Source organism: Amycolatopsis sp. NBC_01480, assembly GCF_036227205.1.
Lineage (GTDB): Bacteria > Actinomycetota > Actinomycetes > Mycobacteriales > Pseudonocardiaceae > Amycolatopsis.
In genome coordinates this window covers 6,202,453-6,216,981 of the sequence record NZ_CP109442.1, presented here as the reverse complement: position 1 = coordinate 6,216,981, position 14,529 = coordinate 6,202,453, and the positions used below count along the sequence as shown (strand labels likewise).

General features: G+C 71.8%; 14 protein-coding genes. 4 read left to right on the top strand and 10 right to left on the bottom strand.

The features are described from left to right. Positions 1-256 precede the first annotated feature (256 nt). Positions 257-424 (bottom strand): hypothetical protein, encoded by a 168-nt coding sequence (locus OG371_RS29745; RefSeq protein ID WP_329058664.1) that lies wholly within the window; start codon positions 422-424, stop codon positions 257-259. A 209-nt stretch (positions 425-633) separates the two neighbouring features. Between OG371_RS29745 and OG371_RS29740 the strand changes: the two genes are divergently transcribed. After that, complete coding sequence (locus OG371_RS29740; RefSeq protein WP_329058662.1) at positions 634-1,179, top strand: GNAT family N-acetyltransferase; 546 nt, start codon at positions 634-636, stop codon at positions 1,177-1,179. 15 nt (positions 1,180-1,194) lie between these two features. Here the strand turns inward: OG371_RS29740 and OG371_RS29735 are convergent, their stop codons facing one another. Together OG371_RS29735 and OG371_RS29730 are read right to left on the bottom strand one after the other, a co-directional pair. Next, entirely contained in the window at positions 1,195-2,346 is a 1,152-nt protein-coding gene (locus OG371_RS29735) for a CaiB/BaiF CoA transferase family protein (protein WP_329058660.1), read from the bottom strand. Positions 2,347-2,380: 34 nt separating this feature from the next. Beyond that, positions 2,381-3,532 (bottom strand): acyl-CoA dehydrogenase family protein, encoded by a 1,152-nt coding sequence (locus OG371_RS29730; RefSeq protein ID WP_329058658.1) that lies wholly within the window; start codon positions 3,530-3,532, stop codon positions 2,381-2,383. A gap of 112 nt (positions 3,533-3,644) precedes the next feature. On the opposite strand from OG371_RS29730, the gene OG371_RS29725 reads away from it, so the two are divergent. The 3 genes from OG371_RS29725 to OG371_RS29715 all read left to right on the top strand — a co-directional run bounded on the left by OG371_RS29725 (position 3,645) and on the right by OG371_RS29715 (position 6,839). Continuing rightward, complete coding sequence (locus OG371_RS29725; RefSeq protein ID WP_329058656.1) at positions 3,645-4,259, top strand: TetR/AcrR family transcriptional regulator; 615 nt, start codon at positions 3,645-3,647, stop codon at positions 4,257-4,259. A 98-nt stretch (positions 4,260-4,357) separates the two neighbouring features. Further along, complete coding sequence (locus OG371_RS29720) at positions 4,358-5,134, top strand: hypothetical protein (RefSeq protein ID WP_329058654.1); 777 nt, start codon at positions 4,358-4,360, stop codon at positions 5,132-5,134. Positions 5,135-5,216: 82 nt separating this feature from the next. Next, positions 5,217-6,839: a succinic semialdehyde dehydrogenase gene (locus tag OG371_RS29715; RefSeq protein WP_329058653.1), complete on the top strand. Its 1,623-nt coding sequence runs from the start codon at positions 5,217-5,219 to the stop codon at positions 6,837-6,839. A 21-nt stretch (positions 6,840-6,860) separates the two neighbouring features. On the opposite strand, the gene OG371_RS29710 is transcribed toward OG371_RS29715, so the two are convergent. The 7 genes from OG371_RS29710 to pyk all read right to left on the bottom strand — a co-directional run bounded on the left by OG371_RS29710 (position 6,861) and on the right by pyk (position 14,482). Further along, entirely contained in the window at positions 6,861-9,905 is a 3,045-nt protein-coding gene (locus tag OG371_RS29710; protein ID WP_329058652.1) for a helix-turn-helix transcriptional regulator, read from the bottom strand. A 61-nt stretch (positions 9,906-9,966) separates the two neighbouring features. After that, positions 9,967-10,131 (bottom strand): hypothetical protein, encoded by a 165-nt coding sequence (locus OG371_RS29705; RefSeq protein ID WP_329058650.1) that lies wholly within the window; start codon positions 10,129-10,131, stop codon positions 9,967-9,969. A gap of 32 nt (positions 10,132-10,163) precedes the next feature. Then, a complete protein-coding gene (locus OG371_RS29700) occupies positions 10,164-10,364 on the bottom strand; it encodes a hypothetical protein (RefSeq protein ID WP_329058648.1) in 201 nt (66 codons plus the stop codon). Positions 10,365-10,547: 183 nt separating this feature from the next. Further along, positions 10,548-10,757: a DUF397 domain-containing protein gene (locus OG371_RS29695; RefSeq protein WP_091617749.1), complete on the bottom strand. Its 210-nt coding sequence runs from the start codon at positions 10,755-10,757 to the stop codon at positions 10,548-10,550. 12 nt (positions 10,758-10,769) lie between these two features. Continuing rightward, entirely contained in the window at positions 10,770-11,675 is a 906-nt protein-coding gene (locus OG371_RS29690) for a helix-turn-helix domain-containing protein (protein WP_329058644.1), read from the bottom strand. 452 nt (positions 11,676-12,127) lie between these two features. Then, a complete protein-coding gene (gene tesB / locus OG371_RS29685; RefSeq protein WP_329058642.1) occupies positions 12,128-13,021 on the bottom strand; it encodes an acyl-CoA thioesterase II in 894 nt (297 codons plus the stop codon). A 36-nt stretch (positions 13,022-13,057) separates the two neighbouring features. Continuing rightward, positions 13,058-14,482, bottom strand: coding sequence for a pyruvate kinase (pyk, locus tag OG371_RS29680; RefSeq protein WP_329058640.1), 1,425 nt, complete (start codon positions 14,480-14,482; stop codon positions 13,058-13,060). Positions 14,483-14,529: the final 47 nt, after the last annotated feature.

The window sequence follows — 14,529 nt, the reverse complement described above, 5'->3', positions numbered from 1 at the left end:
CACGACTTGCACCCAACCGCGAGATCGAGCGGGAAAACCCCCGCTTTCGGCCGGTTCCCGAGGGACGGGAGAACCGGCCGATCACGCAATGTGAGCACCGTAGGGCCGGGGGTGCTTTCTCCGCCATACCCGGGCCTCGACTAATTCCGCGACCAGGCCGTTTCAGGGGTCAATCCACCCGGATGGTCGAGCGCCGGCCCGCATTCCGAGATCCGGTGACAGTGCGTTACGAAGGGCCGGAGAACACGGAGCGTGATCAGGCGAAGAGGGTCTTGAAGAACGTCACGATGGCCTCCGCGCCGTTCCGGAGCCAGCCCAGCACGCGGTGCACCAGGTCGGCCGACTGCGTGGGCTGCGTGATCAGGAAGAACAGCACGAGCACGACCACCCCGACGACGAGGATCTTCTTCAAGCCGCTCGACATGGCTCAGTCCGCTCCCATTCCCCGGCCTCCCCGACGGACGCCGGCTGTGATCCCGCGGGCACCGCGCGCGGTCGTCCCTACTGTAATGACGGCGGGCCCGGAAAACCCGGGATCGGGCCGCGCCGGGGCCCGCCGATCACGGGTGAGTGACGACGCTCACTATCGAGTGAGCCCGGGCCGCGCCGTCGGCGCCCGGATACGCTCCGGCGATGGACGACGGCGAGAGAGTCGCGCTGCGGCCGGTCCGCGAATCGGACCTCGGGATGCTCGAAGCGCTGACCAACGACCCGGACACCGCGGGCGAGTACCAGTGGTTCGGCTGGCACGACCCCGGTTACCTCCGGCGCCGCTGGCACGAGGACGGCATGCTCGGCAGCGACCGCGGCATGCTCGTCCCGGTGCTGGGCGGCCGCGCGCTGGGGCTGGTGTCGTGGCACCGGTCGCGGACGGGCCCCAGCTCGTTCTGCTGGAACGTCGGGCTGGTCCTGCTGCCGGAGGCGCGCGGGCACGGCCACGGCACAGAGGCGCAGCGCCTGCTCGTGCGGTACCTGTTCGCGCACACGCAGCTCAACCGGGTCGAGGCCACCACCGAAACCGCCAACCGCGCCGAGCAGCGCTCGCTGGAGAAGGCGGGCTTCACCCGTGAAGGCGTGTTGCGCGGCTTCGACTTCCGCGACGGCGAGTGGCGCGACAACGTCCTCTACTCGGTCGTCCGCTCGGATCTCGCGAACCCGGCAGCCCTCCCGACCGCCTGAAGCGGGACAACCGAGTCAGGCGATCGCGCCCGCCTCGCGCAGGCTCGCCAGGCCGGCCGCGTCGAAGCCCAGTTCGGCCAGCACCTCCTCGGTGTCGGCGCCCTTCTCGTGCGGCGCCTCCGGGGTCGCGGGCGGGGTGCGGCCGAACCGGGGCGCCGGGGCGGGCTGAACCGTGCCGCCGATGTCGACGAAGGTGCCGCGAGCCGCGTTCTGCGGGTGCGAAGCGGCTTCCCACGGCGACAGCACCGGCGTCAGGCAGGCGTCCGTCCCCTCGGCTCGCGCGACCAGCTCGGCACGCGGGTACCGGCGCACGGCCTCGGCGACGATCTTGCGCAGCTTCGGCCACTGGCTCTTGTCCACGTGCACCGGCAGGTCCTCACCGCCGGGACCGTCGAGGCCGAGCACCTTGACCAGGTCGCCCCAGAACCGCATCTCGATCGCGCCGATCGCCACGTACTTGCCGTCCGCGGTCTCGTACGTGTCGTAGAACGGCGCGCCGCCGTCGAGCAGGTTGTCCCCGCGCTCCCCCGGCCAGACGCCGGCCGCGCGCATGCCGTGCAGGCTCGTGGTGAGCAGTGCCGCGCCCTCGACCATCGACGCGTCCACCACCTGCCCGCGTCCCGACGAGGTGCGCTCGTGCAGCGCGGCGAGCACGCCCATCGCGAGCATCAGCCCGCCGCCGCCGAAGTCGCCGACCAGGTTGAGCGGCGGCACCGGCCGCTCGCCCGCGCGGCCGATCGGCTCGAGCGCGCCGGCGATGCCGATGTAGTTGATGTCGTGGCCCGCGGCCGAGGCCAGCGGGCCGTCCTGGCCCCAGCCGGTCATCCGGCCGTAGACCAGGCGCGGGTTGCGCGCGTGCACCGCCTCCGGCCCCAGGCCCATCCGCTCCATCACCCCGGGCCGGAAGCCCTCGATCAGCACGTCGGCCGTCTCGGCCAGCTTCAGCACCAGCTCGACGCCCTCGGCGGTCTTGGTGTTGACGCCGATCGTGCGCCGGCCACGGGCCAGCGGGTCGTTCGGCAGGCCGAGCACGTCGGCGCCCGGGGTCGCGCGGTCGACGCGGACCACCTCGGCGCCGAGGTCGGCGAGGACCATGCAGGCGAACGGCGCGGGCGCGAGCCCGGCCAGCTCCACCACCTTCAGCCCGGCCAGTGGACCAGCTTTCACTTCGGCACGTCCTTTCCTTACGCGGCAAGGGGAATCAGAGCGTGCGGGAGATGATCTCCTTCATGATCTCGCTGGTGCCGCCGAAGATCCGGGAGATCCGGACGTCGGCCCACGCGCGCGCGATCGGGTACTCGGTCATGTAGCCGTAGCCGCCGAACAGCTGCAGGCAGTCGTCGATCACCTTGTTGACCCGCTCGGTGGTCCACAGCTTCGCCATCGCCGCGCCCTGCACGTCGAGCTCGCCCTTGAGGTGCCGCTCGATGCACTGGTCGAGGAACGCGCGCGCCACCGCCGCCTCGGTCGCGGCCTCGGCGAGGGTGAACTTGGTGTTCTGGAAGTTGAAGATCGGCCGGCCGAACGCCGTGCGCTCCTTGGTGTACTGCAGGGTCAGGTCGATCGCGGCCTCCATGCCGGCCACCGCGGTGACGGCGATGATCAGCCGCTCCTGCGGCAGCTGCAGCATCAGCTGGACAAAGCCCTGGCCCTCGGCGTCGCCGAGCAGGTTCGCGGCCGGCACGCGGACGTCGTCGAAGAACAGCTCCGCGGTGTCCTGGCCCTTCATGCCGACCTTGTCGAGCACGCGGCCGCGGCGGAATCCCGGGGTGTCGGTCTCGACCGCGATCAGCGAAACGCCCTGCGCGCCGGCGTCGGGGTCGGTCTTGCAGGCGACCACCACCAGGTCCGCGTGGTAGCCGTTGGTGATGAAGGTCTTGGCGCCGTTGATCACGTAGTGGTCGCCGTCGCGGACCGCGCGGGTCTTGATGTTCTGCAGGTCCGAGCCCGTGCCCGGCTCGGTCATCGCGACGGCGCCGACGAACTCGCCGCTGGCGAACTTCGGCAGCCACTCGCGCTTGCGCTCCTCGGCGGCGTAGGCGAGCAGGTAGTGCGCGACGATTCCATTGTGGACGGTCACGCCCCACGAGCTGTCCCCGGCCCGCGCCTGCTCCTCGTACAGCACGGCCTCGTGCGCGAACGTGCCGCCGCCCCCGCCGTACTCCTCGGGGATGGACAGCGCGAGCAGCCCGATCTCGCCGGCCTTCGTCCAGACCTCGCGGTCGATCTTCTTCTCCGCCGCCCAGCGCTCCTGGTTCGGCACCAGCTCCTTCTGCAGGAAGGACCGGGCGAGCTCGCGGAGGTCTTCCAGTTCGGTGTTCGTCCAAGAGCTCTTCGGGATCTGCAACGGCACGGCGACGCCTCCTGCGGGACGGGCTGGAAAACATGACGCTGGGAAGGTAAGTTCTAGCCGGAATGTACATCCGTTCAGTCCTGTACGTAAAGTGCCCGAGCGGGGAGACCTGATGACCGAGGTCGCGGCGAAGTCGCACCGCACCCAGGCCCAGCGCCGGGAGCAGACGCGGACCGCCCTGCTCGACGCGACCATCGAGTGCCTGGTCGACATCGGCTACTCGCGGGCGTCGGTGCAGGAGATCTGCACCCGCGCCGGGGTGTCGAAAGGCGCCGTGCAGCACCATTTCGCCACCAAGGCGGAGCTGATGGCCGCCGCGGTCGAGCACCTGACGAACCGGCTGCAGGGCGAGCTGGCGGCCTCGCTCGACCGGCTGCCCGGCGGCGCGTCCGGCATCGCCGCGGCGATCGACCTGCTGTGGAAGGGCTACTCGGGCACGCTGTCGACGGCCGTCACCGAGCTGTGGGTCGCCGCGCGGACGGACCCGGAGCTGCGCGCCGCGATCCGCCCGGTGGACCGCGCGCTGGGCCGCTCCACCCTCGCGCAGATCAGCAAGGTCGCCGGCGACCTGCCGAAGGACCGCGCCGAACTGCTCTTCTGGCTCACCGTCAACCTCACCCGCGGCCTCGCGCTGGACGCCGAGCTCGGCGGCGACCCGCACCGCCGCCGTCAGCTGCTGGCGGAATGGAAGCGCATCGCGGTGCTGCTCTACTCCGACCCGGCGTGACCGCGAGCCCGGCAGCAAGATGACACCGCCCCTTATCCGGAGCGGGTTTTCGTGATGCACTGGCAGCAGCCGGTCCGCGCCCCGGCCGAGGAGCCTCGATGAGCAGCGTGCCTCCGCCGTATCCCTTCCCGCCTGCTGCGGCCGCCGCGGCCGAGCCCGGCGCGGTGGCGCGGCTGCTCGCCGGAGTGCTCGGACTGTTCACGGCGGTGCTGGTGATCGTCGGGTCGTTCCTGCCCTTCTGGGCTTACGAGGAGTCCTCGGGCGGCAAGGTCCAGGCCTCGCAGACCGTCACCGGGTGGACGCGGCTGTTCGGCATCGAGCCGACGGCCGCCGAGCGCTCGTTCTACGACACCAGCCACGTCGCCCGTTACGGCATCCCGCTGACCGTCGTCTCCGTGGTGCTGATCGTCGGCGCGGTGCTGGTGTTCGGGCGCGCTCGCAACGCCGGCCGCATCACCCTCGTCGCCGGAGGCGCGGGCATGGTGGCTGCGGTGTGGATGCTCGGCATGGACCTGTCCGCGACGCTGAGCTACAACCAGGAGACCAACGGCACGACGCTCCACTACGCCAGCGGGACCGGGTTCTGGGTGCTGCTGGCGGGCGGGGTCGTCGCGCTGATCACGCTGGGGCTGGCGCTGTTCTCCGGCCGCCGCCCGCGGACGCCCGGGATCGCCGCCGCTCCGCCGTTCGGTTATCCGGGCGCGCCGGAGTACGGCAACTCGGTCTCGGCGCAGTACCACGGCCCGGCTTACGGCGGCCCCGTCTCCCAGCCGTTCCCGCCGCAGTCTTCGGCACCGATGCCGCTGCCTGAGCAACTCCCAGCGCAGGAGGAGGGTCCCGGCCGCCACCGGACCACCGACGAGCCCAATACGTGAATCAGATTCACGTCCGGCTGGACAACCGGCGTACCGGCGGTATGGTGTACTCGTCGGTAACACCGGTCTGAACGGAGACGCCATGACCAGCACGACACCGGCGAACCTCAGCGGCGCGGCGGCGGACGCGGCCCTGCCCGCGACCATCGGCGGAGTCGCCGGCGCCCCTGCCGCGGACCGCGCCGCCCAGCTCGTCGCCCGCGTGACCGGCGGCGAGGACTCCGCGCCGGTCCGGATGCGGGCGCCGTTCACCGGGCTGCCGATCACCACACTCCCCCAGGCCACGGACGCCGAGGTGCGGTCGGCCTTCGCCGCCGCGCGGGAGACGCAGCGCGACTGGGCCGCGCGCCCCGCCGCCGACCGGCAGCGCTTCCTGGTCCGGCTGCACGACCTGATCCTCGACCGCCAGGCCGAAGCCCTCGATCTCGTGCAGGTGGAGGCCGGCAAGGCCCGCATCGACGCGTTCGACGAGATCAGCGCCTCCGCGCTCGTCGCGGCCTACTACGGCAAGCACAGCGCCAAAATCCTCGCCCCGCGGCGCCGCGCGGGGGTGATCCCGGGCCTGACCAAGGCCGGCGAGCTGCACCACCCCAAGGGCGTCGTCGGGATCATCTCGCCCTGGAACTACCCGCTGGCGCTGACCGCGATGGACGTCTTCCCCGCGCTCGCCGCCGGCAACGCCGTGGTGCAGAAGCCGGACAACCAGACCGCGCTTTCCGCGCTGTGGCTGCAGGAGCTGGCCGAGGAGGCGGGCCTGCCGGCCGGGCTGTGGCAGGTGGTGCTCGGGCGCGGCTCGGCCATCGGCCCCGCGCTGGTCGAGGAATGCGACTACCTCTGCTTCACCGGCTCCACGCCGACGGGCAAGGACCTGGCCGGGCAGATCGCCCGGCGGCTCACCAGCTATTCGCTGGAGCTGGGCGGCAAGAACCCGATGATCGTGCTGCCGGACGCGGACGTGGCCAAGGCCGCGACCGGCGCCGTGACCGCGTGTTTCTCCTCGGCCGGGCAGCTGTGTGTCTCGGTGGAGCGGATCTACGTGCACGAGAGCGTCCGCGAGGAGTTCACCCGCGCGTTCGTCGCCCGCACGGCCGCGCTGAAGCTCGGCGGCGCCCTCGGCTACAGCGCGCAGATGGGCTCGCTGACCTCGGAAAGCCAGCTGAAGACGGTCTCCACGCATGTCGAGGACGCCCGGGCCAAGGGCGCGGAGGTGCTCACCGGCGGCCGCGCGCGGCCGGACCTCGGCCCGCTGTTCTACGAGCCGACGGTGCTCACCGGCGTCACGGCCGGGATGCTGCCGTTCGCGGACGAGACGTTCGGGCCGGTGGTCTCGGTCTACGGCTACACCGACGTCACCGAGGCCATCGAGCGCGCCAACGACACGCCGTTCGGGCTCAACGCCAGCGTCTGGTCACGCAATGGCCGCGCCGGCTGGGAGGTCGCAGCCCGGCTGAAGGCCGGCACGGTGAACGTCAACGAGGGCTACGCCGCGACGTTCGGCAGCGTCGGCGTGCCGATGGGCGGCATGAAGGAGTCCGGCGCCGGCCGCCGCAACGGCGCCGAGGGCCTGCTGAAGTACACCGAGGCCCAGTCGATCGCCGTGCAGCGCGGCCTGGCGCTGCGCCCGCCGCGCCGGGTGCCGGGCGGGGTGTGGGCGCGGATGATGACCTCGAGCATGAAGCTGCTGCGCCACCTGCCCTGGCGCTGAACCCGTTGGAGTACAACGGCTTCAGTCCTTCGGCGCCGGAGCGGCAGGCACGGTGAGCAGCCCCCGGTCGTAAGCGATCGCGACCGCCTCGGCGCGACGGGCCGCGCCCAGCTTGGCCATCACCCGCGAGAGGTGCACGCTCACCGTCTTCTCGCTGATGTACAGCTCCTCGCCGACCTGGCGGTTGGTGCGGCCCAGTGCCACGCGCTCCAGCACATCGCGCTCGCGGTCGGTCAGCGGGTCGGCCATCGGCCGGGGCACGGGATGCGGTGACGCCGGGGTGACGCCCGGGAGGTCCACCCGCGCGCGGTGCGCGAGGTCCCGGACGGCGTCGCGCAACGGCAACGCGCCCAGCCGATCGGCGACCGCGTGGGCGGCTTCCAGCGGGGCCACGGCCGCCGCCGCGTCTCCGGCCGCGAACAGGGCTTCCGCCTGGTGCCAACGGCAGATCGCCTGCTCGTAAACCGCGCCGTAGCCGAATGCTTCGGCCGCGGCCGTCCAGAGATCCGGGTCGGCCGGGCCTTCGAGGGCACTCCCCCAGGCCTCCACGCGGGCCAGCCATGCCCGGCCTTCCGGACCAAGCGTGCCCGAACGCGGCGCGCCCTCTTTCGCGCACCGGCGGCCGTGTTCCAGCAGCCGTCGGCCGGCGTCGGTCATCCGCTCCGCCGTCGCCTGGTCACCGCGGGCCCGTGCGGCGGCCGCCCCCGCGACCGCCGAAGCCAGCCCCAGCGCGGCGATCCGGATGCCGCCCAGCAGCGACGGCTCCATCTTCTCCAGCCAGGCGACCAGTTCCTCGGTGACGCGCACCGCTTCCTCGTGCTCGCCGCGCCAGGTGGCCAGCTCGATCGCCGCGTCGCCCGCCGACAACGCGATCTGGATGTCCGCCGACCAGTTCTGCCGCAGGCCGGGCAGCAGCTTCGCCGCGTCCTCGAACCGGCCGCGCGCCACCAGGAACAGCACCCAGTTGGCCAGGATCCGCGCCGCGACCGCGCTCGACACACCCCGGCCCGCGCGCCCGGCCGCGTCCTCGGCCGGCCAGTCGCCCGACAAGTAACGCAGGTACAGCTGCCGCGCGCGCAACTCCAGCCCGTACGAACTCCAGCCGAGCCCGCTTTCCTCGGCCCGCTCGACGCCGCGCTTCGCGTGCGCCAGCGCTTCGGCCATCTCGGCCTGGTCGTCGTAGCTCAACGCGAGGAAGTACATCCCGCGAAGCTCGACGTTCAGCGCCTTGCCGTTGTGCGCCTTGGCGATGGCTTGACGCAGACGGTCCCGCGCCTCCTCGGCGTCGCCGGCCGAATCCGCCAGCGTGCCGAGGGTGACCAGGGCGGACGCCTCGGCGCCGACGGCACCGGCCGCGCGCGCGTCGGCCACCGCCGTCAGCGCGTTGTCCAGCGCCTCGTCCGGCCGGTCGACCAGCCGCTGGAACCCGGCGCGGGTGGCGAGCACCCACGCGCGGGTGGCGCTGGGCTCGCTGTCCTTGACCAGCGCCCAGGCCTTGTCCATGGCGACCAGCGCCTCGTCGAGCGTGCCCTCCAGCGCGAGCAGCGCCTCGGCCAGCCGGCGCCACACCTTGGCCGCCCGGTCCGAGGACATCTCCGGCTTCAGCGCCTCGGTGGCCGAACGCGCGAAGGCCGCGGCCCGCTCCGGCTCGCCCGACGTGCCGGCGAAGTACGACGCCTCGTGCAGCAGCTTCAGCTCGTCGACGCCCTCGGGGCGGCCGTCCACCGGCACCGCGTCCCAAATGGACAGTGCCTGCTCGGCGTGCCGCAGCGCGGCGCCGGGCGCGCCCAGCTTCTCCGCCTCGGCCATGGCGCGCAGCAGCGCGGGCAGCGCGGTGACCAGATCGCGGCTTTCGAGGCTGTGGAACGCCAGCTTCGCGTCGTGCCCGCGGCCCTGCTGCACCGTCATGATCCGCGCCGCGTACGCCGCATGCATGCGCGTGCGCTCCCCCGGCAGCAAATCGCCGTACACGGCCTCCTGCAGCAATGCGTGGCGGAACGCGTAATTGCCGCGCTCGATCACCAGCACGTGGTGCTGCACGGCTTCGCGCAGCACCTCGTCCAGCTCCAGCTCGCCGATGCCCGAAACCGCCGTCAGCGCCGCGTGCGACACCGGCTCGTTGGCCACCGAGACGACCCGCAGCACCCGGCGGGTCTCGGCCGGGAAACGCTCCAGCCGGGCGAGCAGCACCTCTGCGAGCCCGGCCGGCAGGTCGCGGCAGTCCGCGCGGGTCGCCAGCAGCTCCTCTGCGAAAAACGGATTGCCCTCGGACCGCGCGACGATGTCGGCCACCACGTCCGCGGCCAGCGGCTCGTCCGCCAGTGCCTCGACGAACGCCCGCGCCTCGGCCGCCCCGAACGGGCTGAGCGCGACCTGCTCCACCGTGGCCAGCCGGACCAGCTCCGAGAGCAGCCCGCGCAGCGGGTGCCGCCGGTGCACGTCCTCCTCGCGGTAGCTGCCGACCACCAGCAGCCGCTGCGCGCGCAGCCGGCTGAGCAGGAACGACAGCAGGTTCCGCGTCGAGGAGTCGGCCCAGTGGAGGTCCTCGAGCAGGATCACCACCGGCCGCGACTCGGCGACCTCGGTCAGCACCCCCAGTACTGCGTCGAACAACTGCAGCTGACCCAGGTCCTGTTCCGGTCGCGGCCGGCGCATCGCCTCACGTTCGTTGGCCGCCACCTGGCCGTGCTCCCCCGGCAGGTCCGGCTCGGGCTCGCCGCTCTGCGGCAGCAGCCGGGCCAGCGCGGGCCGGGCCCGCACGGCGGCGGCCACCAGCGGATCGGCCGAAGACCCGAGCGGCGCCAGCGCCTCGGCGAACGGCAGGTACGGCAGGCCGCCGTCGCGCACGTCGATGCACCGGCCGGTGAGCACCAGCCCGCCGGCCGCGGTGACGTGCTCGCCCAGCGCGGTCAGCAGCCGGGTCTTGCCGACCCCCGCGTCGCCCGAGACCAGCACGGCGCCCGCCTCGCGCCGTTCGGCGCGGGCGAAGGCAGCGCGAAGCCGCCGCATCTCGTGAGTGCGGGCGACCAACGGGATTCCGGAGCCGAGGCGGGGCACAAGACGCATTCTGGTCTACCCCACCGACAGTTTCGCCATGGTTTTCGCCGTCAGCGTCATGACGCCCGTCTCACCGGGCCCGGCCGCGGCCGGCCGTCCGCGGCTCAGCGGGGCCCGGAACCGCCTGGCGCGGGGCCGGGCGGCGCAGCCGAGCGCTCCGCCCGGCCTTGCGAAGTTCGGCGGCCCGGTAGTCGGCTTCCGCGCGCATCGCGTCGTACAACAGGTCACTGCTCATGGTCTTTGTCCCCTCAGTGCTTTCGAACGGTTTCAGCGGGAGCGGGCGTCGGACGCCGTGCGGACCGCCTCGCGGCGCTCCTGCGCCGGCACGGCCACGCTGGTCAGCCGGTAGGCGCGCAGCCAGCGCACCGCGCGGCTCGGCCGCGGCCGTCCGCTGCCTCGCGCCTTCTGTAGTTCGCCGACCCGGTACGCGACTTCGGCGCGTACCGCGTCCAGGTGCAGGTCACTCATCGTTTCGTTCCCGTCTCCGAGATGCCTTCAGTGCTTTCCGTGGCAACACTCAGAGTCGTCCTGAGGGGTGGACGCGGGCATCGGGTGATCACCTACACCCGGACGTCAAACGACCCCTTACCCGAACCGCTGACCAGGTCGCGGGGGTAAGGGGTCGTCGATGGACCGTTCTGCGAAGGCCTTTCAGCCGCGCGCCGGGCCGCCGGCGCGCACTGCCGCCAGCAGCCCCTGCCAACCCGAGGCGGGCAGGCGGAAGGCACCCCCTTCAGGGTCCTTGGAGTCACGCACCGCGGCGCCGCCGTCGACGAACGCGATTTCGACGCAGTCGTTGCCGCCGCCGCTGTAGCTGCTCTTGCGCCACTGAGCCCCAGAAAGGCCTGCGTCCGGAGTCATTTCCCCACTTCCTTACTTTTTCCTCGGTTCCAGGTGGTGTGTCGTGCGCCCCGGCAGGGCCGCCTGTTCGGCGAACCGGCCGGCTGCCTCGGCGATCAAGTCGACCGAGTCGTCCGGTTTCAGCGCGGCTGCGCGCAGATGGTCGAACATCAGCGCGTAGCGCCGGACGTCTGGGGGTTCCTCCAGGTACAGGCCGCTGGAGGTGCTGTCGTCGACGTAGACGACGTCCGGGTCGGCCTGCTCGGGGAAGCCCATGATGAGGAACGGGCCCTCCATGCCGGGGTGGGCCCCGGCGCCGAAGGGCACCACCTGGACGGTGACATTGGGCTTCTCGGCGTCGGCGACCATCCGGTAGAGCTGCTCGGCCATCACCTCGGGCCCGTCCACCACGCGGTGCAGCACGGCCTCGTCGACCACCGCCCAGTACTCCACCGGCGGGCTGTCGCTCAGCAGTTCCTGGCGCGCCATCCGCGCGGCCACGCGGCGCCGGATCTCGGCGTCCTCCGCGTCCGGCCGCAGCGCCCGGATCACCGCGTGCGCGTACCGCTCGGTCTGCAGCAGCCCGGGCACGAGCAGCGCCTGGAACGCGCGCAGGGAGCTGGCGTCGGCCTCGAGCCCGACGAAGGTGCCGGTGAACACCTCGTTGTAGGCGTGCCACCAGCCGCGCTTGCGCGCTTCGCGGGCCAGCTGGACGAGCGCCTCCTGCTCGTCGCCGGTGATCCCGTACAGCGCCAGCATGTCCCGGGCGTCACGCGGGGTGACGCCGACGTGGCCGGTCTCGATGCGGCTCACCTTCGAAGCGGAGCACTCGAGCTTCTCGCCCACCTCGTCGATGGTGAGGTCGGCCGCCTCGCGGAGCCGCCGCAGCTCGCTCGCGAGCCTCCGGCGGCGAACGGTGGGTCCCTGTCCTCTCGCCACGACAGCACCTCCGGATCCGTCTTCCCCGTCGCGCGCGCCTTTGCCCGCACCACATATCTAACCAGCCGACCACGTAGTCAGTGAGGTATTAACACTGCCGAATACCCCACCTTCGGGCAGGGTTCCGGCCTGCAATTTGCAGATTGCGCTTGTACTCTGACATCGTGCACGCAGGACGCGCACCCGCCACGCCGGTCCGATCACCGGGCCGAGGCTGGTCGGAGTCCCTGAGCAGCGTAGACGAAGACCAGCCGGAAGCGCCGAACAGAGTGCGCGGGCGTTTCCGGCGGAAGGTGTCCGGGGCTGTCCCCCGACCGGTCCCGGACACCTTCATCCCCCCGAAGACCATTCAGCCGGTGCTTTTTGCGCGTTTTCCTCACTCGGAAGTGTGGCTCATTCCACGTCGGCCGACGCAAAGAACACTCTCGGTATCACCAAGCGCGCGGCAGCCCTCAGAGGACGCGCAGCAGTCCTTCCTGGACCACGGTCGCGACGAGGGTGCCGTCCTGCGCGAAGAACCGTCCGGTGGCCAGCCCGCGGGCGCCCGAGGCGCTCGGCGAGACGCAGTCGTAGAGCAGCCACTCGTCGGCGCGGAAGGGCCGGTGGAACCACAGCGCGTGGTCGAGGCTCGCGCCCAGCACGTTCCGGTCGTCCCAGTACACGCCGTGGCGCGCGAGGACCGAGTCGAGCAGCGTCATGTCGGAGGCGTAAGCGAGCACGCAGACGTGCAGCAGCTGATCGTCCGGCAGCTTGCCGTCGGCCCGCATCCAGACGCGGTTGGCGGCCGGCCGCTCGCCCGTCTCGCGGGTGATCCACGGCGGCTCGTTGACGTAGCGGACGTCGATCGGGCGCGGGTGCTTGGCGAACCCGAGGCCCTCGACGCGCTCGGGGAACGTCGGCAGCGTCTCCGGGCCCACCACGTCCGGCATGGCGTCGGCGTGCTCGATGCCGCCCTCGTCCTTCTGGAACGAGGCGGACAGCGAGAAGATCGCCTTGCCGTGCTGGACGGCGACCACCCGCCGGGTGGTGAACGAGCGGCCGTCGCGGATGCGGTCGACCTCGTAGACGATCGGCACGCTCGGGTCGCCGCCGCGGATGAAGTACGCGTGCAGCGAGTGCACGCGGCGGTCCTCGGGCACCGTGCGCCCGGCCGCGACCAGCGCCTGCCCCGCCACCTGGCCGCCGAACACGCGGACCGGCGAGTGCACGGGCGAGACGCCGCGGTAGTAGTTCTCCTCGAGCTTCTCCAGGTCGAGCAAGGCGACCAGCCGGTCGAGCACCGGCTGCCCGCCGCCACCAGGATCTTCGTCCAGCCCGGTGGCGGCCTTCCTGGCCATCTCAGTCATGCCCGAACCCTAGACGGCGGGCCCGGCGGGCGCCCCTTACGCGTGGTCGTCTTCACCGAGGCGGTGCACGTGGATCAGGTTGGTCGAGCCCACGGTCCCGGGCGGGGAGCCGGCCACGATGACCACCAGGTCGCCGCGCTGGTACTTGCCCATCTCCAGCATCTTGTGGTCGACCTGCTGGATCATCTGGTCGGTGGAGTCCACCCGCGGCACGATCTGGGTGTTCGTGCCCCAGGTCATCGACAGCTGGCTGCGCACGCACTCCTCCGGCGTGAACGCCAGCAGCGGCAGCCGGGTGTGCAGCCGGGCCAGGCGGCGGACCGTGTCGCCGGACTGGGTGAAGGCCACCAGCGCCTTGGCGTTCAGCCGCTCGCCGATGTCGCGGGCGGCGTAGGAGATCACGCCGCGCTTGGTGCGCGGGACGTGCGTCAGCGGCGGCACGACCGGCGAGTCGGTCTCGACCGCCTCGACGATCCGGCCCATCGTCTGCACCGTCTCGATCGGGTAGCGCCCGACGCTGGTCTCACCGGACAGCATCACCGCGTCGGTGCCGTCGAGCACCGCGTTCGCGACGTCGGAGGCCTCGGCGCGGGTCGGGCGGGAGTTGTTGATCATCGACTCGAGCATCTGCGTCGCGACGATGACCGGCTTCGCGTTCTCGCGGCAGATCTGGATGGCGCGCTTCTGCACCAGCGGGACCTGCTCCAGCGGCAGCTCGACGCCGAGGTCGCCGCGGGCGACCATCACCGCGTCGAAGGCCAGCACGATCGCCTCGAGGTTGTAGACCGCCTCGGGCTTCTCGATCTTGGCCACGACCGGCAGCCGGCCCTTGCCGCTGCGGTCCATCACCTGGTGGACCAGGTCGATGTCGGCCGGCGAGCGCACGAAGGACAGCGCGACGAAGTCCACGCCCAGCTGCAGCGCGAACTCCAGGTCCTCGATGTCCTTTTCGGACATAGCTGGGACCGAGACGTCCATGCCGGGCAGCGAAACGCCCTTGTTGTTGCTGACGGGACCGCCCTCGGTCACCTCGCACACCACGTCCGGGCCCTCCACGCCCTTGACCACGAGGCCGACCTTGCCGTCGTCGACGAGCAGGCGGTCACCCGGCTTGGCGTCCTTGGCCAGTCCCTTGTAGGTGGTGGAGACCCGGTCATGGGTGCCGGCGACGTCCTCGACGGTGATCCGGACGATGTCGCCGGTGTGCCACTCGACCGAGCCGCTCGCGAACGTGCCGAGCCGGATCTTCGGGCCCTGCAGGTCGGCGAGGATGCCGACCGGGCGGCCGCTCTGGGCCGCGGCGGACCGGACCAGGTCGTAGACCTGCTTGTGGTCGCTGTGGCTTCCGTGGCTGAAGTTCATCCTCGCGACGTCCATTCCGGCGTCTACGAGTGCCTGCATCTTCTCCGGCGTGGAGGTGGCAGGGCCCAGGGTACAAACGATCTTCGCGCGTCGGCTCACGTTCGTTGAGAGTAGTCCTTCGTCCCGCCCACGTCTGTACCGATACC

Bases quoted from the DNA above. Each gene is read 5' to 3' on its own strand.
- OG371_RS29745 (WP_329058664.1), bottom strand. From the start codon at position 424: ATGTCGAGCGGCTTGAAGAAGATCCTCGTCGTCGGGGTGGTCGTGCTC.
- OG371_RS29740 (WP_329058662.1), top strand. From the start codon at position 634: ATGGACGACGGCGAGAGAGTCGCGCTGCGGCCGGTCCGCGAATCGGAC.
- OG371_RS29725 (WP_329058656.1), top strand. From the start codon at position 3,645: ATGACCGAGGTCGCGGCGAAGTCGCACCGCACCCAGGCCCAGCGCCGG.
- OG371_RS29720 (WP_329058654.1), top strand. From the start codon at position 4,358: ATGAGCAGCGTGCCTCCGCCGTATCCCTTCCCGCCTGCTGCGGCCGCC.
- OG371_RS29715 (WP_329058653.1), top strand. From the start codon at position 5,217: ATGACCAGCACGACACCGGCGAACCTCAGCGGCGCGGCGGCGGACGCG.
- OG371_RS29710 (WP_329058652.1), bottom strand. From the start codon at position 9,905: ATGCGTCTTGTGCCCCGCCTCGGCTCCGGAATCCCGTTGGTCGCCCGC.
- OG371_RS29705 (WP_329058650.1), bottom strand. From the start codon at position 10,131: ATGAGCAGTGACCTGTTGTACGACGCGATGCGCGCGGAAGCCGACTAC.
- OG371_RS29700 (WP_329058648.1), bottom strand. From the start codon at position 10,364: ATGAGTGACCTGCACCTGGACGCGGTACGCGCCGAAGTCGCGTACCGG.
- OG371_RS29695 (WP_091617749.1), bottom strand. From the start codon at position 10,757: ATGACTCCGGACGCAGGCCTTTCTGGGGCTCAGTGGCGCAAGAGCAGC.
- tesB (WP_329058642.1), bottom strand. From the start codon at position 13,021: ATGACTGAGATGGCCAGGAAGGCCGCCACCGGGCTGGACGAAGATCCT.